Source organism: Mycobacterium cajalii (genome assembly GCF_045809005.2).
In the GTDB taxonomy this organism is placed as follows: domain Bacteria; phylum Actinomycetota; class Actinomycetes; order Mycobacteriales; family Mycobacteriaceae; genus Mycobacterium.
Genome location: NZ_CM141436.1, coordinates 2,719,153 through 2,742,084 on the forward strand (window position 1 = coordinate 2,719,153; position 22,932 = coordinate 2,742,084).

At 67.3% G+C, this 22,932-nt stretch carries 13 protein-coding genes and 3 pseudogenes; 12 read left to right on the plus strand and 4 right to left on the minus strand.

All coding sequences use genetic code 11. The annotated features are described in order from the left end of the window. The first annotated feature begins 75 nt into the window (after positions 1 to 75). Positions 76 to 1,119: a phenylalanine--tRNA ligase subunit alpha gene (pheS, locus tag ACJ512_RS13015; protein WP_407687909.1), complete on the plus strand. Its 1,044-nt coding sequence runs from the start codon at positions 76 to 78 to the stop codon at positions 1,117 to 1,119. After that, entirely contained in the window at positions 1,119 to 3,614 is a 2,496-nt protein-coding gene (gene pheT / locus ACJ512_RS13020) for a phenylalanine--tRNA ligase subunit beta (RefSeq protein ID WP_407687910.1), read from the plus strand. Before pheS ends, pheT begins: the two co-directional genes overlap by 1 nt. Positions 3,615 to 3,757: 143 nt before the next feature. Here pheT and ACJ512_RS13025 read toward each other — a convergent pair whose 3' ends face one another. After that, on the minus strand, positions 3,758 to 3,988 hold the full coding sequence (locus ACJ512_RS13025) for a hypothetical protein (RefSeq protein WP_407687911.1): 231 nt from the start codon (positions 3,986 to 3,988) through the stop codon (positions 3,758 to 3,760). A gap of 424 nt (positions 3,989 to 4,412) precedes the next feature. Here ACJ512_RS13025 and ACJ512_RS13030 point away from each other — a divergent pair. From ACJ512_RS13030 to ACJ512_RS13050, 5 genes and pseudogenes are all read left to right on the plus strand, one after another. After that, a pseudogene (locus ACJ512_RS13030) lies at positions 4,413 to 4,655 on the plus strand (helix-turn-helix domain-containing protein); the annotation flags it as partial. A gap of 119 nt (positions 4,656 to 4,774) precedes the next feature. Continuing rightward, positions 4,775 to 6,178 carry an IS1380 family transposase gene (locus ACJ512_RS13035; protein WP_461479860.1) on the plus strand — a complete coding sequence of 468 codons (1,404 nt, stop codon included), beginning with the start codon at positions 4,775 to 4,777 and terminating at the stop codon, positions 6,176 to 6,178. Positions 6,179 to 6,246: 68 nt separating this feature from the next. Then, a pseudogene (locus ACJ512_RS13040) lies at positions 6,247 to 7,629 on the plus strand (Mu transposase domain-containing protein). Continuing rightward, a pseudogene (istB, locus tag ACJ512_RS13045) lies at positions 7,626 to 8,436 on the plus strand (IS21-like element helper ATPase IstB). Before ACJ512_RS13040 ends, istB begins: the two co-directional pseudogenes overlap by 4 nt. 29 nt (positions 8,437 to 8,465) lie before the next feature. Further along, positions 8,466 to 9,509: an IS110 family RNA-guided transposase gene (locus ACJ512_RS13050; protein WP_461480122.1), complete on the plus strand. Its 1,044-nt coding sequence runs from the start codon at positions 8,466 to 8,468 to the stop codon at positions 9,507 to 9,509. A 397-nt stretch (positions 9,510 to 9,906) separates the two neighbouring features. Here the strand turns inward: ACJ512_RS13050 and ACJ512_RS13055 are convergent, their stop codons facing one another. Both ACJ512_RS13055 and ACJ512_RS13060 read right to left on the minus strand, forming a co-directional pair. Next, positions 9,907 to 11,301, minus strand: a complete 1,395-nt coding sequence (locus tag ACJ512_RS13055; protein WP_461479798.1) for an IS1380 family transposase — start codon at positions 11,299 to 11,301, stop codon at positions 9,907 to 9,909. Positions 11,302 to 11,553: 252 nt separating this feature from the next. Next, positions 11,554 to 12,451, minus strand: a protein-coding gene (locus ACJ512_RS13060; protein ID WP_461480074.1) for an IS5 family transposase whose coding sequence is annotated in 2 segments (ribosomal slippage) — positions 11,554 to 12,118 and positions 12,117 to 12,451 — 900 coding nt in all. Because the reading frame shifts where the segments join, the coding sequence is not laid out codon by codon here. A gap of 303 nt (positions 12,452 to 12,754) precedes the next feature. Here ACJ512_RS13060 and ACJ512_RS13065 point away from each other — a divergent pair. Continuing rightward, the gene (locus tag ACJ512_RS13065; protein ID WP_461479798.1) at positions 12,755 to 14,149 is read left to right on the plus strand and encodes an IS1380 family transposase; all 1,395 of its coding nucleotides are present in this window, start codon (positions 12,755 to 12,757) and stop codon (positions 14,147 to 14,149) included. Positions 14,150 to 14,546: 397 nt separating this feature from the next. On the opposite strand, the gene ACJ512_RS13070 is transcribed toward ACJ512_RS13065, so the two are convergent. Continuing rightward, on the minus strand, positions 14,547 to 15,629 hold the full coding sequence (locus ACJ512_RS13070) for an IS110 family RNA-guided transposase (RefSeq protein ID WP_461480075.1): 1,083 nt from the start codon (positions 15,627 to 15,629) through the stop codon (positions 14,547 to 14,549). Between the two features lie 164 nt (positions 15,630 to 15,793). Here ACJ512_RS13070 and ACJ512_RS13075 point away from each other — a divergent pair, with 164 nt between their 5' ends. The 4 genes from ACJ512_RS13075 (at position 15,794) to ACJ512_RS13090 (ending at position 22,857) form a co-directional block, all read left to right on the plus strand. Beyond that, positions 15,794 to 17,515: a transposase gene (locus tag ACJ512_RS13075; RefSeq protein WP_407689781.1), complete on the plus strand. Its 1,722-nt coding sequence runs from the start codon at positions 15,794 to 15,796 to the stop codon at positions 17,513 to 17,515. A 532-nt stretch (positions 17,516 to 18,047) separates the two neighbouring features. Beyond that, positions 18,048 to 19,736 (plus strand): PE family protein, encoded by a 1,689-nt coding sequence (locus ACJ512_RS13080; protein ID WP_407686509.1) that lies wholly within the window; start codon positions 18,048 to 18,050, stop codon positions 19,734 to 19,736. 236 nt (positions 19,737 to 19,972) lie between these two features. After that, positions 19,973 to 21,598, plus strand: coding sequence for a PE family protein (locus ACJ512_RS13085; RefSeq protein WP_407686508.1), 1,626 nt, complete (start codon positions 19,973 to 19,975; stop codon positions 21,596 to 21,598). A 185-nt stretch (positions 21,599 to 21,783) separates the two neighbouring features. Then, positions 21,784 to 22,857 (plus strand): PE family protein, encoded by a 1,074-nt coding sequence (locus ACJ512_RS13090; protein WP_461480076.1) that lies wholly within the window; start codon positions 21,784 to 21,786, stop codon positions 22,855 to 22,857. Positions 22,858 to 22,932: the final 75 nt, after the last annotated feature.

A 22,932-nucleotide genomic window follows, 5' to 3' on the forward strand; every position in this document is an offset into this window, starting at 1 on the left:
CGGGCCGGAATAATGGGGCGCGCCCGGCGACGATGCGGGCAACTGGACAGCCATGAGCAAGGAGTGTGTCGCCGCGTGGGTGAGCAACCCGTCGACCTGTCGCCGGAAGCGTTGGCCAAGGCCGTCACCGCCGCCCGGGAGGCCATCGCCGGCGCGGGCGACCTCGACGCGCTGGCCCGCGTCAAGACCGAACACCTCGGCGACCGTTCGCCGTTGGCGCTGGCCCGCCAGGCGCTGGCCGCCGTACCCAAGGAGGAGCGCGCCGACGCCGGCAAGCGCGTCAATGCCGCGCGGGGCGAGGTCCAGCGCAGCTACGACGACCGGCTGGCGGCGCTACGGGCCGAGCGTGATGCGGCCGTGCTGGTTGCCGAGGCCATCGACGTCACCCTGCCGTCGACGCGACAGCCGCCCGGCGCCCGGCATCCGATCACGATCCTGGCCGAGCACATCGCCGACACCTTCGTCGCCATGGGCTGGGAGGTGGCCGAGGGCCCGGAAGTCGAAACCGAGCAGTTCAACTTCGACGCTCTCAACTTCCCGGCCGATCACCCCGCCCGCAGCGAGCAGGACACCTTCTACATCGCGCCGGCAAACTCCCGGCAGCTGCTGCGCACCCACACCTCACCGGTGCAGGTGCGCACCCTGCTCGAACACGAACTGCCCGTCTACATCGTGTCGATCGGCCGCACCTTCCGCACCGACGAACTCGACGCCACCCACACTCCCGTCTTCCATCAGGTCGAGGGCCTGGCGGTGGACCGCGGCCTGACCATGGCCCACCTGCGCGGAACGCTCGACGCGTTCGCGCGCGCCGAGTTCGGTCCGTCGGCGCGCACCCGGATCCGTCCGCACTTCTTCCCGTTCACCGAGCCCTCCGCCGAGGTCGACGTGTGGTTCGCCAACAGGAAGGGCGGCGCCGACTGGGTGGAGTGGGGCGGCTGCGGCATGGTGCACCCGAACGTGTTGCGGGCCGCCGGGATCGATCCGGAGGTGTACTCGGGCTTCGCGTTCGGGATGGGCCTGGAACGCACCCTGCAGTTTCGCAACGGCATCCCGGACATGCGTGACATGGTCGAGGGCGACGTCCGGTTCTCGTTGCCGTTCGGGGTGGGGGCCTGATGCGGCTTCCCTACAGTTGGCTGCGCGAGGTGGTGCAGGCCGGCGCCCCGGGCTGGGACGTCGCCCCCCACGAGCTCGAGCAGACGCTGGTGCGCATCGGCCACGAGGTCGAGGAGGTGGTGGCCCTCGGCCCGGTCGACGGCCCGCTGACCGTGGGGCGGGTCGCCGCGATCGAGGAGCTCAGCGGCTTCAAAAAACCGATCCGGGCCTGCCTGGTCGACGTCGGCGAGGAACGGGCGCGTGAAATCGTCTGCGGAGCAACGAACTTCGTGGTCGGCGACCTCGTCGTGGTGGCGCTGCCCGGCGCCACGCTGCCCGGCGGATTCGCCATCGCGGCCCGCAAGACCTACGGCCGCAACTCCGAGGGCATGATCTGCTCGGCGACCGAACTCGGGCTGGGCACCGACCATTCCGGGATCCTGGTGCTGCCGCCGGGCACGGCCGAACCGGGGGCCGGCGGCGCGGGCGTGCTGGGTCTCGACGACGTGGTGTTCCACCTGGCCATCACGCCCGACCGGGGCTACTGCATGTCGGTGCGCGGCCTGGCCCGCGAGATCGCGTGCGCCTACGATCTGGCGTTCGTCGACCCCGCCGGCGATGAAGTGGTCCAGCCGTTGCCGGTGGCGGGGGAGGCGTGGCCGCTGACGGTGCAGGCCGACACCGGCGTGCGCCGGTTCGCGTTGCGCCCGGTCACCGGGATCGACCCGGCCGCCGTGTCGCCCTGGTGGCTGCAGCGCCGGCTGCTACTGTGCGGCATCCGCGCGACCTCCCCGGCCGTGGACGTCACCAACTACGTGATGCTGGAACTGGGCCACCCGATGCACGCCCACGACCGCAACCGCATCACCGGAGGACTCGGCGTGCGCTTCGCCCGGCCCGGCGAGACCGTCGTCACCCTCGACGACATCGAGCGGCGCCTGGACCCGGCCGACGTCCTGATCGTCGACGACGCGGCGACGGCGGCCATCGGCGGCGTGATGGGCGCGGCCAGCACCGAGGTGCGCGCCGAGTCCACCGACGTGCTGCTGGAGGCGGCGGTGTGGGACCCCGCCGCGATCTCGCGGACCCAGCGCCGGCTGCACCTGCCCAGTGAGGCCGCCCGCCGTTACGAGCGCGGGGTGGACCCGGCGATCTCGGTGGCCGCGCTGGACCGCTGCGCGACGCTGCTCACCGACATCGCCGGGGGAGCGGTGTCCGACGCTTTGACGGACTGGCGTGGTGATCCGCCCTGTGAGCGCTGGGCACCACCGCCGATCCGGATCGCCGCCGACCTGCCGGACCGTTTCGCCGGCGTCACGTACCCCCCGGGTACCACCGCCCGGCGGCTGACGCAGGTCGGCGCGCTGGTGACCGACGGGGACGGTGCGCTGACCGTGACGCCGCCGAGCTGGCGGCCGGACCTGGTGCTGCCCGCCGACCTCGTCGAGGAGGTGCTGCGGCTGGAGGGTCTCGAGGCCATTCCGTCGGTGCTGCCGTCGGCGCCCGCGGGCCGGGGGCTGACCGCGGCGCAGCGGCGCCGCCGTGCGATCGGGAGGTCGCTGGCCCAGTCCGGCTACGTCGAGATCCTGCCGACGCCGTTCCTGCCGGCCGGCGTCTTCGACCTGTGGGGGCTGCCCGACGACGACCCCCGGCGTGCGACCACGCACGTGCTCAACCCGCTCGAGGCCGACCGTCCGCACCTGGCCACCACCTTGCTGCCCGCGCTGCTGGAAGCGTTGGGGCGCAATGTATCCCGCGGTCTTGTCGACACCGCACTGTTCGCCATCGCCCAAGTGGTCCAGCCCACCGAACAGACGCGCGCCGTGGAGCTCATCCCCGTGCACCGGCGCCCGACCGATACTGAGATCGCCCTGCTGGACGCGTCGCTGCCGCGGCAACCCCAGCACGTCGCGGCGGTGCTGACCGGCCTGCGGGAACCGCGGGGCCCATGGGGGCCCGGCCGGCGGGTCGAGGCGGCCGACGCGTTCGAGGCGGTACGAATCGTGCTGCGCGCCAGCGGTATCGAGGTGACGCTGCGGGCGGCCCAGCGCCCGCCGTGGCATCCCGGCCGGTGCGCCGAGGTGCTCGTCAGGGGCACCGTCGTCGGCCACGCGGGCCAGTTGCATCCCGCCGTGGTCGAGCGGGCGGGACTGCCCAGGGGCACCTGTGCGATGGAGTTGAACATGGATGCGATTCCCATCGTCGACGCGTTCCCGGCGCCGCGGGTCTCGCCGTTCCCGGCGGTGTTCCAGGACGTCAGCCTGGTCGTGCCGGCGCACGTGCCGGCGGCGGCGGTCGCCGACGCGGTACGGGAGGGCGCTGGCGAATTGCTCGAGGACATCCAGCTTTTCGACGTCTTCACGGGTCCGCAGGTCGGCGAGGACTGCAAGTCGCTGACGTTCGCGCTGCGCTTCCGGGCACCGGACCGCACGCTGACCGAAGACGACGCCAGCGCCGCCCGCGACGCCGCGGTGCGGTGTGCCGCCGAACGCGTCGGCGCCGAACTGCGCGCCTGACGCGGCGCAGCAAAGACGCCGGCCGGGATTAGCCATCGGATCAGGTTGAGATTCAAGGGCATTCGGATGGTCTGTACAAGTGCGATTGCTTGTAGATAGCAAACGACAACCTCGGGCTTGCGTCGGTCACTGCGTCGCGGTGGTCATCCGGTGGAGAGACACCCCGGCTTTGCCGGGATCGCCGACACGAACACCTTCTGGCGTCCAAGGCGCTGCCCCGTGCTGAGATCGGCAACCTGCAGGCGATCGGCAGCACCGATGGCAAACCCGTTTCTGTTGCTGAACCTCTCCGTCAACAACCGGGTCGGCGATGGTCGGGTGATCGCCGCTGCGTCCGGAGCCGCCTCCGGAATCTGTTCACCGAGTTTGCCCATCTGTCGGCGACCATCCGGGCGGGCGTCCAGGGCCCGCGGCTCAGGTCGTTCCACCGCCGCTGTTTCGGAGGGCGGGGGCTAGACGGTATGGGCAGGCTGGGGCCTCACTGCATGTGAACGTGGGTTACCGACAGGAATCAGGTCCTGGCCGGTAGAGCCACAAGATGTAGGAGGCCCCAGTGAAACGTCATCGTACGAGTGTTGGTTTGGATGTGCACGCACGATCAGTGGTCGGGTGCGCTTTGGATGGGGACACCGGTTGTCCGTGGCCATGAGAAAGTCCCCACTGGTGGCCAAGTGGAGGTCCCCGCTGGTGGCCAGATAAAAGTCCCCGCCCCGTGTTCGTCGTGTCGATCAGGAACTGCGGGCCCCGGTGGTGACGGTGAAGGTGCCAACCACTCATCGTCACCACCGGGGAGTTCCATTGAAGTCTGCGAAGGAACGCATGGACATCATTTCTGCCTATCAGCAAGTTGGGTCGTATCGGGGCGCCGCCGACATCTGCGGCACCACTCCCAAGACCGTCAAACGCGTCGTGGACAAGTTCGAAGCCGACCAGGCCGGTGTACCGTCACCGCCGCGGGTTGAGCGGACCCACAACTTCGATGCGGTGACCGAACTGGTCGCCGAACGTGTTGAAAAGTCTCAAGGCCGGATGTCGGCTAAGCCTGAATCCGTGGATGGGCCGGTGATTTGATCGGCGTGTGAACAGCGAAAGCGCCTTCTGAACTGGGATAATACGAGTGCTTACGTCGTATTTGTCCAGAGTTCAAGAAGGCACTTTCGATGCACTCATCGTATACGTTCACCGCCGACTCGGCGGTCTTTGACGAGCAGAATCTGGTATCGGCGGCCGGGCTGGTGCCGGTGTTGGACCTAGCTGAGCAGGCCGGTCTTTCGGAGTTGATCGGCGAACACGTGCAGCTGCCGTCGACTCGGGTGGCGTCGGGGGCGGTGAATCCGGCCGGCAAGCTGACCTCGATCATCGCGGGCATGATGTGCGGCGCGGACAGCATCGACGATGCCGGCGTGCTGCGCGCGGGCGGCACCCCGCGGGTGTTCGACGAGGTGTATGCGCCCTCCACGTTGGGGATCTTTCTGCGCGAGTTCACTTTCGGGCACGCCAACCAACTCGCTGCGGTAGGTCGAGCCCATCTGGTGGCGCTCGCGGCGCGGGTACCGCTGTTACCCGGCATCGAGCAACGCGCTTTTGTCGACATCGACTCGCTGCTGCGCCCGGTCTACGGGAAAGCCAAGCAGGGCGCCAGCTTCGGGCACGCCAAGATCGCCAGCCGCGCGCTGCTGCGCAAAGGCCTCTCACCGCAGATCACTACCATCTCCACCGCGCAGGCCGCACCGGTGATCGCCGAGGCCAGGCTGCGCAGCGGCAAGGCCGCCTCCGGGCGCGCGGCCGCCTCCCAGATCACGGTGGCCATCGGCACCGCCCGCGCCTGCGGGGCCGCTGGGGCGATCATGGTGCGCGGCGACTCGGCGTTTGGCACCAAGAAGGTGATCACCACGTGCGTGGCCCAAGGTGCCGAATTCTCCTTGTCGATCAGCCGCAACAAACGCATCAACGCTGCGATCGCAGCCATCGACGAAGCCGCCTACACCCCGGTGCACTACCCCGGCGCGGTGACCGACCCCGACACGGGGACGCTGATCTCGGATGCCCAAGTCGCCGAAACGCCCTACACCGTGCGGTTGGGCTCTGGCCGCACGCTGACGGTGCGGCTGGTGGTGCGCCGGGTCAAAGACGCCCGCTACCCCGATGCGTTGTTTCCGGTGTGGCGCCATCACCCGTTTGTCACCAACTCCGAACTGCCGGTTACCGAGGCCGATATCACCCACCGGGGCCACGCCGTCATCGAAACCACCTTCGCCGATGTGATCGACGGCCCGCTGGCTCACATCCCTTCCGGGCTGTTCGCCGCCAACTGCGCCTGGCTGGCGGCCGCGGTGATCGCCCATAACCTGCTGCGCGCCGCAGGCACCCTCGCTGGTGGCCATCACGCCGTGGCCCGCGGCGCCACCCTGCGCCGCGACCTGGTCAACATCCCGGCCCGCTTCGCCGCCCCGGCCCGCAAACCGATGCTGCACCTGCCCGCGCACTGGCCGTGGCAAAACGGATGGAAAACGCTGTGGAACAACACCATCGGCTATAGGCCCGCGATCCCACGAGCAGGATAACTATCACATCCCCTGCCCATCTGCCCTCCCAGGCCCGACCCGAGGAACCCCGCAACAAGGAAAAGCTGGTGCAGGCCAGCGGATCACTCATACCCACAACACCCCGAACCGCCCCAACCGTGCAAAAATCAACCCCACGACACCACGAAATCACTGATCCACGGATTCAGGCTAAGCGGATGTTGCCGATCGCTCGGGCCGCAGGCTACGACGGTTCGGCACGTAACTTCCGCCGCTTGGTCGCAAAGGCGAAGGTGTTGTGGCGCAACGAACATCACCGTGGCCGCCGACCGGGGGTGTGGTCACCGGGTGAGTATCTGGTGATCGACTGGGCTGAGGCTGCGCCGGGGTTGTTCCTGTTCTGCGCGGTGCTGGCGTTCTCCCGGTGGCGCTTCGCGGCGTTCGCCACTGATCAACGAGCGTCCACGACGTTGGCGTTGATCGCCGAGGCGTTGGCTGGGATCGGCGGTGTCCCAGCCAAGGTGCTGGCCGACCGAATGGCCTGCTTGAAGGGCGGTGTGGTCGCCAACGTGGTCATTCCCACCTCCGAATACATCCGTGTGGCAACGCATTACGGATTCGCACCCGATTTCTGTCACGCCGAGGATCCGCAATCGAAGGGCGTCGTGGAGAACCTGTGCGGTTACTCCCAACGCGATCTCGCGGTCCCGTTGCTCACCGAGGCCGCGATCACTGGGGTGCCGGTGGATCTGCGGGCCGCCAACACCGCCGCCAAAGCCTGGTGTGTCGAGGTCAACACCTCGGTGCACTCGGAGATCTGCGCAGTCCCCGAGGAGCGGCTGCTGATCGAACGGGAACTGTTGGGGCCGTTGCCGTCGCTGCGCCTGCAGATCGGGGCGCCCTCGGTGCTGCGCAAGGTCGACCGGCTGTCGTGCATCCGATACGCATCGGCCCGCTACTCGGTGCCCACCCGGCTGATCGGCACCCAGGTGGCCGTGGTGCTCGATCACGGTGCGGTGTGCCTGGTGGAACCCGCAACGGGGGTGATCGTGGCCGAACACGAACTCGGCGCCCCCGGATCGGCGTCGATCCTCGACGATCACTACGACGGGCCGCGCCCGGCACCCAGTCGTGGTCCACGACCGAAAACAGCTGTCGAGAAACAGTTCTGCGCATTGGGCGCCGACGCCGAGGCATTCTTGGTCGGCGCCGCGGCGATCGGCAATACCCGCTTGGGCTCGGAGTTGGAGGTCCTGCTCGGGTTGGGTGCCGCACACGGTACCGACGCCTTGGTCGCGGCGTTGCGCCGCGCGGTGGCATTCCGGCGGTTCCGCGCCGCCGACGTGCGGTCCATCCTGGCCGCCGGTGCCGGAACACCACAACCCCGCCCGGCCGGGGATGCGTTGATCCTGGACCTACCAGTGGCCCCGACCCGTTCGCTGGAGGCCTACAAGGTCACCTCGGTGGTCGACGGGGGTGTGACCTCATGACTACCACACCAGCGAAGGCGGCCAAAGTGGTTGCACCATTGAGTGTTCCAGTACTGGCCGCCGATCTCGACGCCGGTCTACGGCGGCTCAAGCTCGCCGCGATCCGCCGCACCGCACCCGAGGTCCTGATCACGGCAAAGACGCAACGCTGGACCCCCGGGGAGGTACTGCGAACCCTGGTCGAGACCGAACTGGCGGCACGGGATGCCTCCAACGTCTTCAACCGGCTCAAGGCCGCCGGATTCCCCCTCATCAAGACCCTCGAATCCTTCGACGTCGCCGCATCCTCCATCCAGCCGAAGGTGTTCGACTACCTCTCCAGTCTGGAATGGGTTCGCGCACAAGCCAACCTGGCGATAATCGGGCCCGCAGGTACGGGCAAGAGCCACACCCTGATCGGGCTCGGGGTAGCCGCCGTGCACGCCGGGCACAAGGTCCGCTACTTCACCGCCGCGGACCTCGTCGAAACCCTCTACCGCGGTCTGGCCGACAACACCGTCGGCAAGATCATCGAATCCCTGCTGCGGGTTGATCTCATCGTCCTCGACGAACTGGGCTTCGCCCCGCTCGACGACACCGGCACACAACTGCTATTCCGCCTCGTCGCCGGCGCATACGAACGCCGATCCCTGGCCATCGGATCACACTGGCCGTTCGAGGAATGGGGCCGCTTCCTGCCCCAGCGGACCACCGCCGTCAGCATCCTCGATCGGCTTCCTGCACCACGCCACCGTCGTCATCACCGACGGCCAGTCCTACCGAATGAAAGACGCCCAACACCGGAAGGAGAACCCCCAGCCAACCTGAGAATTACCGCACGGGGCGGGGACTTCTATCTGGCCACCAGCGGGGACTTCTACTTGGCCATTGACACCGGTGAGGTGTTCGAACGGCGGTTGACCCCGGACTATCAGGATGTCCTGGAATGGCTGCGGTCGCTGCCAGGTCGGGTGGCAGTGACCTATGAGGCGGGCCCAACCGGGTTCGGGTTGGCCCGGTTTCTGCTGGCGGCCAGAGTGCTGTGCCTGGTCGCTGCGCCGTCGAAGCTGCAGCGCCCATCAGGGGATCGGGTCAAGACCGACGCCCGTGATGCCGCGCATCTGGCCCGGTTGCTGCATCTGGGACAAATCGTGGCGGTCACGATTCCCAGCGCGGATCAGGAAGCAGCCCGCGATCTGGTGCGCGCCCGTGAGGACTGCCGCGGCGATCTGATGAGTTCCCGGCACCGGGTATCGAAACTGCTGCTGCGCCAAGGGATCATCTACTCCGGCGGGCGGACTTGGACCGGTAAGCACGAGGCATGGCTACGGGCGCAACGCTTCGAAGCCACCCCATTGCAGCTGGCTTACGACACCGCCCTGGATACGATGCTGGCCACCGTTGATCGCCGCGACCGACTCGATGCCGCGATCGCCGAACTGGCCGCCGACAGTGCCTACACGCCGGTGGTCACGCGGTTGGGCTGCTTGCGTGGGGTCTCGACGTTGACCGCGTTCGGGCTGGCGGTCGAGATCGGTGACTGGGGCCGGTTGACCGGGCGCTCAATCGGGGCCTACCTCGGGCTGGTGCCATGCGAGTACACGTCGGGGAATTCACGCTCGCAGGGATCGATCACCAAGACCGGCAACGGCCATGCCCGCCGACTGTTGATCGAAGCGGCCTGGCACCACCGTCAACCGTATCGGCCCGGGGTAGATCTGCGGCGGCGCTGGGATGCCGCCAGCCCGACAGCACGGGCGCGGGGGCAACAGGCCAACCGGCGCCTGCACCACCGCTGGGCGTCCTTCGATGCCCGCAAGAAGCGCCCCGTGGTCGCCAACACCGCCATTGCCCGGGAACTGGCCGGCTGGTGCTGGTCGCTGGCTGTGCTCGACACCTGAGCACCGGCCCATAACTGTCCGAACAACCCGGTGGTGGCGGCAGCGCCTGGGAGTGACCCGCGAACGCCCTATGAGCAATCATGTTGCAGTGCAGTCTGATTACGCTCGATCTCTAGACCCGCGATCCACTCCAGCAGAACAGTCCGTCCTGCGGTAACCAACCCGCGCATATCAGACCCTGATTTTTCAGCCGGCTTGTGATGATCTTGTTTTCGGTGATCGGGTCGGTGACGGCTGCGCTGTTGGGACGCGCTGACGGGGTTGGAAGCTGTTGGGCGATGGCGTAACTGGGTGCGCACACGGCTGCGGCGGCGGGGTAACCGGTTTCGGGCGTGGCCGATCGCGGTGTGAGGTTCGGGATGTGTTGCGAGGGTGTGCTTTTAGGTGCGGGTGGCGGTCAACCGAAGGCTGGTAGTGCCCGGATGCGGTGCAGCGCCGCGATGAACGCCTGCAGGTGCGGGTAGGCGGCGCCGAAGCGCAGATGCAGGCGCCGGCCGTGGCGCACCAGCCGGGCGGCGACGTTGAAAAACGCCAGGCGTAGTCGTTTGCCGCGCGCTCGACGTACCGTGCGGGGTAGCGCCAGGGTGCGCAACCACAGCGCGATGTTGTGGGCGAGCGCGGCAGCGTGCCAGTACAGCCAGTTACCGAAGAACGATTGCACCGGGGCGTGGATCATCCCGAAGTCGTTCTTGAGCGCCCGGATGGTGTCCTCGGGGATACCACCGCGCAGCCGGTGATGCGCCTCGACCTCGGCTGCGCTGAGCCGCTCGGCAGAAACGTTGGTGATGATCGCGTGCAACCGCCAGCCATCCAGGTCATCGAAGGCCAACTGGTCACCGCACCCTTTGGGTTGACGGCGCACGATCAACCGCACGCTGCGCCCGAGCAACGTAGTGGTGGTCTGGGCGATCTGGCTGCCTTTGTCGGTCTCATGCCCCAACGCCGCAACCCATGCCGTGCCCGGATCGGTTGCCAGGGCGTGAATTACGGCCGCGACCGGCTTGTACTGTTTGACCGTGACCGAGTAGTCCGCGTCGTGGCGTTCGGCCGCCTCGATCACCTGCTGCTGATAGCCCGCCGAGTCGACCCGCAGCCACAACCGGTACTTACCGCGGCAACCGGCCGGGATCGCACTGACACACTCATCGATGAAGCTACCCATCGCCCGACCGTCGTTGGCCGCCCCGCCCCGGGCCCGCAGTGCGAGCACATCCCCGGTCTCCCCGCACACCCCCACCAGCGGGGACAGGGCGGTTTGTCCGGTACGCGAAAACGCGCTGCCTTCTTTGCCCGGCCCGTAGGTGGCCACCCGGGTGGCGTCGGGGTCGATGGTGAGCCGATCGCCCTCAGGGGCGGCGCCGGCCGCCCAGGCTCGACGCAGCATCACCCGGTTGACCGCGGCGGCCTTGACCACCCGACCCAAATCCGCACCCGCCAAAAACCGCCACAACGTAGGTACCGACGGCAACGCGTTGGTCCCGCGCAGCACCGTGGTTGCCGGGTCGGCCAGTAACGCCCGATCACTCAAGAAGTCCCCACCGGCCAGCAGTGTCTCGGTCAGCGCCCGGTAGCACTGCCCACCGGTGTAGCCACCCGGCCCGATCGGGCGCAGCCCACGCCGATCGGCCTCGGCGACCACGTTGAGCCGGTCCAGCAGCGGACCCCATAACGCGACCCCCGCCACCGGCGTCAGATCGTCCTCCGACGCGGCAACCACCGGGTGCGGCACGGCGCGCTGCGGACTCGCCAGCACCACATCATCGACATCGAACAACAAACCGGTAGCATTCACCTCGCGGGTGCCCTTCTGCTCGGGACAGCATGACTGTTGACACCATGATTTTCCCTTGCACGAAGGGCACTTTCGCATCACGACACGGCGATCACCCCACACCAGGCTGAAAAATCAGGGTCAGACTTGACGACGCGTCGACAAACGACACGCTCGCCACCACAGAGTCCCCGTTCGGTCAACGGAAGCGGCGTCCCCGGCGACGGTCGAGGACGCCGCTTCCCCCTGCCCCTTGACAAACTTCACTCCATATCAGGGCGTGTCCCATAACCGTTTGAGCCAGGCGACGATCGCGTTGAGGACAACGCCGCCGCGGTAGTTGAGGTTGTGCTTGTCGTATCGTGTGGCGATTCCGCGCCATTGCTTGCAGCGTTGAAATCCGCGTTCAACGACGTTGCGGCCCTTGTAGTCCTCGGCATCAAAGACTGGTGGGCGCCCGCCGTTTTTTCCTCGGCGCCGGCGGTTGGCGATCTGGTCATCGGGCTGCGGGATCACCGCTGTGATGCCCTTACTACGCAACAGTTCGCGGATGGCTTTCGACGAGTATGCCTTGTCGCCGCGAACTTTGTCCGGACGCGTACGCGGGCGACCCGGTTTGCTGCTGGCCACCTTCAGGTGGCCCATCAGGATCGGAAACATCGGGGCGTCGCCGGCCTGGCCGGGCGCAGTCAGGACTACCAGAGGCATCCCTGCCCCATCGACGAGGTGATGGATTTTGGTGCTCAGCCCGCCGCGGGAACGGCCAATGCCGTGGTCAGCCGGCTCTTCGGACAAATTCTTGTAATTCGACGGTGCCCCCTGTGTCGCGCGGGAGGTTCGTGGCGTGCTGATGCGCCCGGTTGACCGTGGAATCGACACTGACCGCCCAGTCGATCAGATCGGCGTCGGCGGCGACGCTGAGCACTGCAGCCAAGATCGCGTCCCACGTGCCGTCTTTGCTGTACTGGTCATGACGGCGCCACGCGGTTTTCCACGCGCCAAATTGCTCGGGCAGATCGCGCCACGGCGAGCCGGTCCTATACCGCCAGATAATCGCCTCGACCACCGTGCGGTGGTCACGAAACGGCCTGCCGCCCTTGGCCGAAGCCACTGGCATCAACGGCTCAACCAGAGCCCACATCTCATCGGACAACACCTGCAACCGCGACATCCAACGAACACTGCCACGCAACTCACCAAACGGTTACGGGACACGCCCTGATATGGAGTGAAGTTTGTCAAGGGGCAGGGGGAAGCGGCGTCCTCGACCGTCGCCGGGGACGCCGCTTCCGTTGACCGAACGGGGACTCTGTGGTGGCGAGCGTGTCGTTTGTCGACGCGTCGTCAAGTCTGACCCTGATTTTTCAGCCTGGTGTGGGGTGATCGCCGTGTCGTGATGCGAAAGTGCCCTTCGTGCAAGGGAAAATCATGGTGTCAACAGTCATGCTGTCCCGAGCAGAAGGGCACCCGCGAGGTGAATGCTACCGGTTTGTTGTTCGATGTCGATGATGTGGTGCTGGCGAGTCCGCAGCGCGCCGTGCCGCACCCGGTGGTTGCCGCGTCGGAGGACGATCTGACGCCGGTGGCGGGGGTCGCGTTATGGGGTCCGCTGCTGGACCGGCTCAACGTGGTCGCCGAGGCCGATCGGCGTGGGCTGCGCCCGATCGGGCCGGGTGGCTACACCGGTGGGCAGTGCTACCGGGCGCTGACCGAGACACTGCTGGCCGGTGGGGACTTCTTGAGTGATCGGGCGTTACTGGCCGACCCGGCAACCACGGTGCTGCGCGGGACCAACGCGTTGCCGTCGGTACCTACGTTGTGGCGGTTTTTGGCGGGTGCGGATTTGGGTCGGGTGGTCAAGGCCGCCGCGGTCAACCGGGTGATGCTGCGTCGAGCCTGGGCGGCCGGCGCCGCCCCTGAGGGCGATCGGCTCACCATCGACCCCGACGCCACCCGGGTGGCCACCTACGGGCCGGGCAAAGAAGGCAGCGCGTTTTCGCGTACCGGACAAACCGCCCTGTCCCCGCTGGTGGGGGTGTGCGGGGAGACCGGGGATGTGCTCGCACTGCGGGCCCGGGGCGGGGCGGCCAACGACGGTCGGGCGATGGGTAGCTTCATCGATGAGTGTGTCAGTGCGATCCCGGCCGGTTGCCGCGGTAAGTACCGGTTGTGGCTGCGGGTCGACTCGGCGGGCTATCAGCAGCAGGTGATCGAGGCGGCCGAACGCCACGACGCGGACTACTCGGTCACGGTCAAACAGTACAAGCCGGTCGCGGCCGTAATTCACGCCCTGGCAACCGATCCGGGCACGGCATGGGTTGCGGCGTTGGGGCATGAGACCGACAAAGGCAGCCAGATCGCCCAGACCACCACTACGTTGCTCGGGCGCAGCGTGCGGTTGATCGTGCGCCGTCAACCCAAAGGGTGCGGTGACCAGTTGGCCTTCGATGACCTGGATGGCTGGCGGTTGCACGCGATCATCACCAACGTTTCTGCCGAGCGGCTCAGCGCAGCCGAGGTCGAGGCGCATCACCGGCTGCGCGGTGGTATCCCCGAGGACACCATCCGGGCGCTCAAGAACGACTTCGGGATGATCCACGCCCCGGTGCAATCGTTCTTCGGTAACTGGCTGTACTGGCACGCTGCCGCGCTCGCCCACAACATCGCGCTGTGGTTGCGCACCCTGGCGCTACCCCGCACGGTACGTCGAGCGCGCGGCAAACGACTACGCCTGGCGTTTTTCAACGTCGCCGCCCGGCTGGTGCGCCACGGCCGGCGCCTGCATCTGCGCTTCGGCGCCGCCTACCCGCACCTGCAGGCGTTCATCGCGGCGCTGCACCGCATCCGGGCACTACCAGCCTTCGGTTGACCGCCACCCGCACCTAAAAGCACACCCTCGCAACACATCCCGAACCTCACACCGCGATCGGCCACGCCCGAAACCGGTTACCCCGCCGCCGCAGCCGTGTGCGCACCCAGTTACGCCATCGCCCAACAGCTTCCAACCCCGTCAGCGCGTCCCAACAGCGCAGCCGTCACCGACCCGATCACCGAAAACAAGATCATCACAAGCCGGCTGAAAAATCAGGGTCTGATATGCGCGGGTTGGTTACCGCAGGACGGACTGTTCTGCTGGAGTGGATCGCGGGTCTAGAGATCGAGCGTAATCAGACTGCACTGCAACATGATTGCTCATAGGGCGTTCGCGGGTCACTCCCAGGCGCTGCCGCCACCACCGGGTTGTTCGGACAGTTATGGGCCGGTGCTCAGGTGTCGAGCACAGCCAGCGACCAGCACCAGCCGGCCAGTTCCCGGGCAATGGCGGTGTTGGCGACCACGGGACGCTTCTTGCGGGCATCGAAGGACGCCCAGCGGTGGTGCAGGCGCCGGTTGGCCTGTTGCCCCCGCGCCCGTGCTGTCGGGCTGGCGGCATCCCAGCGCCGCCGCAGATCTACCCCGGGCCGATACGGTTGACGGTGGTGCCAGGCCGCTTCGATCAACAGTCGGCGGGCATGGCCGTTGCCGGTCTTGGTGATCGATCCCTGCGAGCGTGAATTCCCCGACGTGTACTCGCATGGCACCAGCCCGAGGTAGGCCCCGATTGAGCGCCCGGTCAACCGGCCCCAGTCACCGATCTCGACCGCCAGCCCGAACGCGGTCAACGTCGAGACCCCACGCAAGCAGCCCAACCGCGTGACCACCGGCGTGTAGGCACTGTCGGCGGCCAGTTCGGCGATCGCGGCATCGAGTCGGTCGCGGCGATCAACGGTGGCCAGCATCGTATCCAGGGCGGTGTCGTAAGCCAGCTGCAATGGGGTGGCTTCGAAGCGTTGCGCCCGTAGCCATGCCTCGTGCTTACCGGTCCAAGTCCGCCCGCCGGAGTAGATGATCCCTTGGCGCAGCAGCAGTTTCGATACCCGGTGCCGGGAACTCATCAGATCGCCGCGGCAGTCCTCACGGGCGCGCACCAGATCGCGGGCTGCTTCCTGATCCGCGCTGGGAATCGTGACCGCCACGATTTGTCCCAGATGCAGCAACCGGGCCAGATGCGCGGCATCACGGGCGTCGGTCTTGACCCGATCCCCTGATGGGCGCTGCAGCTTCGACGGCGCAGCCACCAGACACATCACCCCTGCGGCCAGCAGAAACCGGGCCAACCCGAACCCGGTTGGCCCCGCCTCATACGTCACCGCCACCCTGCCCGGCAGCGACCGCAGCCAGTCCAGGACATCCCGATAGTCCGGGGTCAATCGCCGTTCGAACACCTCCCCGGTGTCCCCGTCCAAGGCGCACGCGACCACTGATCGTGCGTGCACATCCAAACCAACACTCGTACGATGACGTTTCACTGGGGCCTCCTACATCTTGTGGCTCTACCGGCCAGGACCTGATTCCTGTCGGCAACCCACGTTCACATGCAGTGAGGCCCCAGCCTGCCCATACCGTCTAGGTGGCTGGTGTTTTTCGCGTGGCGTTGACCGGGTAATCGGGTGCGGTCGGCGAGAATGGTTGGGTGAGTTTGGGTTTGACGCCGAAACAGGCGGATTTGTGGCGGTCGACGGTGGATTTCTGCGAGGGCCGGGTGGCGCCGGACTCGATTTACAGCGTGCTGCACCGGGAGTGCTTCAACTTGTTCGGCGATGAAATGTTCGCCGACTTGTTCACCGATGTCGGCCGGCGCAGCGTGCCGCCGATGATTGTGGCGGTGGTGATGGTGTTGCAGCGCATCGAGGGGCTTTCGGATCGGGAGGCGGTGGATCGGTTCGCGTTCGACGCGCGGTGGAAGTATGCCGCGGGCGGGCTGGACTTCGATTATCCGGGGTTTGTGCACACCGTGTTGGTGGACATGCGCGCGAGGCTGGCCCGCTCGGATCGCCCGGACCGGATCTTTGAGGTCACCCTGCAAGCGGCCAAGGCGGCCGGGCTGGTGGGCCGTAAGCGGGTGCTGGACTCGACCCCGCTGTATGACGCGGTGGCCACCATGGACACGGTCACATTGATCCGCTCGGCGATCCGGGGACTGCTGGCGGTCGCCGGCGCGGAGCTGCAACCCGCGCTGCGGGCGCGGCTGTCCCGCGACGACGACTACGTCAGCGCCGGCAAACCGGTGTGTGACTACGACGACGTGGCGGCGCGCGAGGCGCTGGTGGACGCGCTGGCCCGCGACGCGTCTGCGCTGCTGGCCTGCCTGGATGAGCAGGCGCTGAAGCCCGAGGTGGACAAGGCGGCCAAACTGTTGGCCACCGTGGTCGGCCAGGACCTCGACCAAGACGCCGCCGACGGGATATTCCGCATCGCGCGCCGTGTGGCCGCCGATCGGGTGATCTCCACGGTGGACCCGCAGGCACGCCACGGCCACAAGACCTCCGCGCGGGGTTTCGACGGATACAAGGGTCACATCGCGATCGACCCCGACGCCGAGATCATCACCGCCACCGAAGTCACCGCCGGCAACGCCGGCGACGCCCAACCCGCCACCGACCTGCTGGCCGGCGACCTACCCACTCCGGTGACCAGCGACACCAACACCGCCGACGGAGATTGCGTTGATCCTCAGGACGACTCGAGCCTCGGTGCAAGTGCTGGCACGACGACCGCGGCCAGCGCGGTCGGTGATGGTGATGGCGACGGGAGCGCCCCCAGCGTGTGCGGAGCCCAAGACCAGCGATGCCCGGCGGTTTACGGCGACGCCGCCTACGGTGCGGGCAAACTGCTGGCCGTGTTGGAAACCGCGGGCGCGGAAATCTTCACCAAGGTGCAGCCACCGACCGCGCCGGGTGGCCGCTACGCCAAGGACCGCTTCGTCATCGACCTCGACGTCGGCACGGTCACCTGCCCGGGCGCGGTGACCGTGCCGATCCGCCCGGCCAAGGGCGGCGGCGGCAACGCGGTGTTCGGCCCGGCTTGCGCCTGCTGCCCACTGGCCGAGCAGTGCACCAGCTCAACCGCCGGGCGCACCATCGCGATCAGCCGCTACGAGGCCGAACTCACCCGTGCTCGCACCACCCAAGCAGATCCGGGCTGGGTCGCCGACTACAAGGCCACCCGGCCGAAAGTGGAACGCAAGATCGGCCACCTGATGCGCCGCCGCCACGGCGGCCGCCGTGCGCGCGTGCGCGGCACCACCAAGGTCGCCGCCGATTTCTCCCTGCTGGCCGCCGCGATCAACCTCGCACGCCTGGGTGTGCTCGGATTACACCGGGAAGGCGCAAACTGGGCCGCCGCCACGACCTGAGGCCGGTCGGCGATGCCAACCGGCCCACCAGGACCGCCTGTAGACCAGCCAAGCAACGGAATCGCCAATCCCGACAACCGAATTCACCTGAGCTAGGAACCGCTCACGACCACACGAGCATCGCCCAATAGCCCGACCGGTCAACCAGCGCCCCCACAATGGCCGTTCGACACCAGCCACCTAGGCCCGGGCGGCACGAAACCGCCGTGCGGCGTCGTGGTTAAGTGCCTCGGCGCCTTGGGGCCTCCTGTGGATGTGGGGCCGCTTACTTGCAAGTAATGTACTTGTGAGTAATATCAATGCTCGCCTGGAAGACCGTCGGTCATCTGCTTCCGGGCAGGCATGGGAAGTAACGCCCCCGCAACTGCGGCGGCGGCCGTTGGCATACCGTAAAATGCTCTCCGGCAATATTTTTCACGCCTTCACGAGAAAAGTAAGCAAATATTACCCGCAAGTAGTGTCTGGTGTATTATTCTCACGTCGAACAGCGGGTTGACCGCTGGTCATCGGGCACTGAGTCAAGGAGATTGATATGTCGTTTGTGATCGCGGCACCGGATCTGGTGGCGGGTGCCGCCACGGATTTGGCGGGTATTCGTTCGTCGCTGGCGGAGGCGGCGTCGACGGCGGCGTTTCCGACTACGGGGATTGCCAGCGCGGCGCAGGACGAGGTATCGCTGGCGGTCGCTTCGCTGTTCGGCAACGTCGGCCAGGAATTCCAGGCGCTGAGCGCCCGGGCGCAGGTGTTCCACGCACAGTTCGTCGAGATGATGAACGCCGGCGCGGGTGCCTACGCGGCGGCCGAGACCGTCAACGCCGGGCAGACGCTGCTCAACGGCGGCATCGTCGGCAACATCGGCGGAACCCTCGGGGGCTCGCTCGGCGGTGTCGAGGCGGCCGTCGGGCAATTCGGCGGATCGGTCAGTGCCGGCCTCAATGGCGCGGTGGCCGCGGTGCAGGCCGACGTCAGCGGCGTCTCGTCGGCGATTCTCGGTGCTCCCGCGTCGTTGTCGGGTGCGGTTCAGACCGGCGTGCAAGGTGTTTCGGGCGCCGTCAACGGGTTCGGGACTCAACTCGAGGCCCTCGCCACCGGCGGGGTGCCCGGGCTGATCACCAGCGCGAACGTCTTCGCCAACCAGATCGTCGGCCCCTACGACACGCTGGTCTCCAACACGTTGGGCAACCTGCAAACCATCGCCACCACGACGATCAATAACCCGTTCCCCTTCCTGCATCAGTTGGTCAACAACCAGGTCGGCTACGCGCAGTCGATCGCCACGGCGATCGGGACCGGTCTCGTCAACCTGCCCACCGAGTTGGCCAACCTGCCGGCGACCCTCCAGGCGGGCATCCAGGGCCTGTTGGCCTTCAATCCGGTGCCCTACGTGCAGGAGTTCATCAACCAGCAGATCGGCTATGTCCAGACGGTCGTCACCGGCCTGCAAAGCGCAGCCCAGGACTTCGTCACGGGGCTGGCGGGCCTGCCGTCTGCCTTCCAAACCGCCTTCCAGGATCTGCTCGCGGGCAACGTCACCGGGGCGCTCAACGCCGTCCAGCAGGGCCTCCAGAACCTGTTCGTGACCGGCCTCGGCGCCGATTTCGTCTCCCCATATGTCATCGTCAACCCGACGGGCACGTTGGGAGACATACTGCCGATCCTGAACATCCCGGGCGAGATGGCGCAGAACTTCGTCAACTTCCTGCCTCCCTCCATCCCCACTCAGATAGCGCAGAACTTCACCAACCTGCTCACGACGTTCACGAATACGGCGGTTGTGGCGAACCTGAACACCACCACCGCGGTCCACCTCACCGTTCCGCTGCTGGCAACGCTCGGGTTCGACCTGGTCGGTTCGCCGCTCACCACGTGGAACGCGATGCAATCGAGCGTCGGTGCATTCGTCGGCGCCGTGCAGACCGGGAACGTGTCGGGTGCCATCGCTGCGGTGCTCGATGCCCCGGCCGTCGTCGCCAACGGCTTCCTCAACGGCCAGATGACCGTGACCCTGCCCCCGTTCGACCTCTTCGGGTTGCAGTCGCAGACCATCATTCCGATCGGCGGGATCATCAGCCCGCTCGAAACCGCCACGATCTTGCTGGGCGGACCACCTGGACTCCCGACCGACACGACCAGCTTCGGCGGCATCGTTCCCGGCCTGCTGAACTACCTCCCGCAGGCACTGGCCGAGGCCATCGGCGCGCCCATCATCACCGTCCAGTAGGTCGGGTGGGGCCAGGGCACCGGGCAACTCACCGGTGTCCTGGCCCGCGCACTGGGTGGCGATAGCGCCGGCCCAGCGCGGCTCGATACGTGGTGAGGGGTGGCAACCGCCCCGGCGCGCCATCGCGGGCCCCGCAAAGGCGTCGGTTTTGCTGCGCAGACAGATCGCGTGTGCCTAAGATCCATTGTCTCGGACGGCCGTCGGGTGACCGTCGATCGAGGCGATGGGAGACGGACATGTCGTTTGTACTCGTGGCGCCGGAGTCGGTTCGGGGGGCGGCCCAAGACCTGGCGGGTCTGCACGATGCGCTGGTCCAGGCTACGGCCTCGGCCGCGGCACCGACCACCGGGGTGCTGGCCGCGGCCGAAGACGAGGTGTCCGCCGGGATCGCGGCGGCCTTCGGGGCTTTCGGGGAGCAATATCAGTCGATCAGCGTCCAGGCGCAGGCCTTTCACTCGCAGTTCGTCGGTTTGCTGAACGCCGGTGCCGGGGCCTACCTCGGCGCGGAGGCCGCGAACGCCGCGCAGAACCTGCTGGGGGCCGTGGATGGTTCGGGCGGGGCGGTGTCCGCCGCCTCGCTTCTCGGCGGCACTTCGGTGGGTCAGACCCTCGGTGGGGCCCTGACCGCTGTGCAGAACGGCAGTGCGGTGTCGATGCTCTCCGGTCAACTCGGCTCCGGGCTGCTGCAGACCGGCGCGGTCACCGGCCTGGCCACCGTCGCCACCCCCTACCAGGCGCTGTTCAACCACACGGTCGACAACCTGCAGATCCTCGGCAACACCTGGCAGGCGAACCCCGCGCCGTTCCTGCACCAGTTCCTGGTCAACCAGGCGGGCTACGCGCACGCGATTGCGGCGGACATCGAGTACGTCGTTCAGAACTTCCCGGCGGTGCTGGCCAACCTGCCGACGAACATCCAGGCGGCCGTCCAGGCGCTGCTGGCCTTCAATCCGGCGCCCTACGTCCAGCAGTTGGTCGCCAACCAGATCGCCTACGCCCAGATCTGGGCCACGTCCCTGCAGAACGCCGCCCACGACTTCGGCATCGGACTGCAGCAGTTGCCGACGGCCCTCCAGTCGGCTTTCCAGGCCCTGGCGGCGGGCGACGTCAACGGTGCGGTGGGCGACCTGAAGCAAGGATTCACCAATCTGTTCGTCACGGGTGTGGATGTCAGCACCACCGGAAGCCTCCCGGGGACGCTGACCGCCGATGTCCGCCTGACGGGCGCTCTGGCGGATCTGTCGCCGATCCTCGCCATCCCGGGCATGAGGGCGGAGTACCTCACCAGTCTGCTGCCGCACGGCTCCATCCCGGCCCAGATCTCGCAGAACGTCACCAACGTGCTCGACACGGTCACCGACACATCCCTCACCGCGCTGGTGGTAGCCCAGGTCGTTTACGGGCCCCCTCCCTTCTACCTTCCGACCGGCTTCGACTTCTCCCTGGCCAACATCGCCGGGCTGCCGACCGCGCTCGCCCTCGATGCGATCGGGGCGCCGATCAACGCGGCGAACGCCCTGGGGGCCAGCACCACCGCCTTCACCGACGCGGTGCGGGCCGGCAACTGGTCGGGGGCGGCCACCGCATTGATCGATGCACCGGCCGTGGTCACCGACGCCTTCCTCAACGGTCAGTCGACGCTGCCCATAGCCTTCGACGTTTCCGGCTATCCCGCGTCGATCAACCTCCCGCTGGACGGAATCCTCGTCCCACCGACGCCGTACACCGCCTCCGTAGCCACAGGTATCCCGTTGATCGGGACGGTCACCACGACTGTCGGCGGCACGCCGATCAGCGGACTCGCGACCGGTTTGCTGGTCTACGGGCCCGAACAACTCGCGCTGGCCATCGGCGCAGGTTAACGGCCCGTGGAACGCCAGCTGCGGGCCGGCTCAAAGTTCACGCGGGCACGCACATACGAAAATCATGATTTCGGCAGACATGTGAACGTAATCACAGTAGTCTCAAGCTCCCCAGGTTTCGCGCGGTAACGGTAAACGGTGGATGGGAGACGCAGATGTCGTTTGTGGTTGCGGCGCCAGACGCGGTGGCGGCGGCAGCACAAAACCTCGCGAGCATTCATTCGACGCTCAGCCAGGCGAGCGCGACGATTGTGGGTCCCACGACCGGGGTGGTGGCCGCGGCCCAGGACGAGGTTTCGGCATCGGTGGCGCAACTGTTCGGCGCCTTCGGCCAGGAGTACCAGGAGATCAGCGCCCAGACGCAGGCGTTTCACCAGCAGTTCGTCAATTTGCTGAGTTCCGGCGCCACCGCCTACGCCGCCACCGAGGCGGCCAACGTCCAGCAAACCCTGACCGCCGCGGTGAACGCCCCCGCGAATACGTTGCTGGCCGTCCAGTCCGGCGCCGCGGCCGCCGCGCAGAACGCGGGTCAGGGCGCCGTCGCGAACGCGGCCGCGTCCGCGAACTCGCTCGTCGCGCCGTACGAGAGCCTGCTCGCCAACACCAATGCCAACCTGCAGAGCATCGGCACCACCTGGACATCCGTGACCGAGCCCGCCTTGATGCAGACGTTCACCACCCAATTCGGCAGCCCGCAGCAGATCTTGACTGCAGTAGAGAGTGGAAATCTGCAGCCGCTCTTGGCCATCCCGGCGCGACTCGCGCTGGGCACCGCCAACGTGCTCGGCGACGTCGCCGACCCGATCTCGGTGACGGTCACGTCCTTGACGCAGACCAATGCGTCGCTGGCGATCGGGGTCGGCCTGCCAGAGCTGCTGGCATTCGACGCGCTGGGGGCGCCGGTCAACGCGGCGCTGGCGATGCAGTCAAGCACCACAGCGTTTTTCGGTGCTCTGCAAGCCGGAAACCCAGTGGGGGCGTTCACCACGCTCGTCGGTGCTCCGGCGAATATCGCCAACGCCTTCCTCAACGGCGAGGTGACGCTGCCGGTCGGGTTGCCGCTCGCCGGAGTGCCGGCGGTCGCCGATATTCCCTTCAGCGGTCTGCTCGCCCCGCTTCAGCCTTTTTCGACGACGGCCACGCTGCCCGGTTCGTCGCTGCTGCAGACCGTCACCATCAGCGGCCCACCCGTCGGGGGGCTCATTCCCGCGCTGGCGGAGTACACGCCCCAACTACTCGCGACGGCCTTCGAAAGCTAAGTCGCACAACGTATTACGGTCGTACTTATCCTGCGTCCGCGCCCCGGGAAACTTGGCGAAAACGAGATTTTTCGG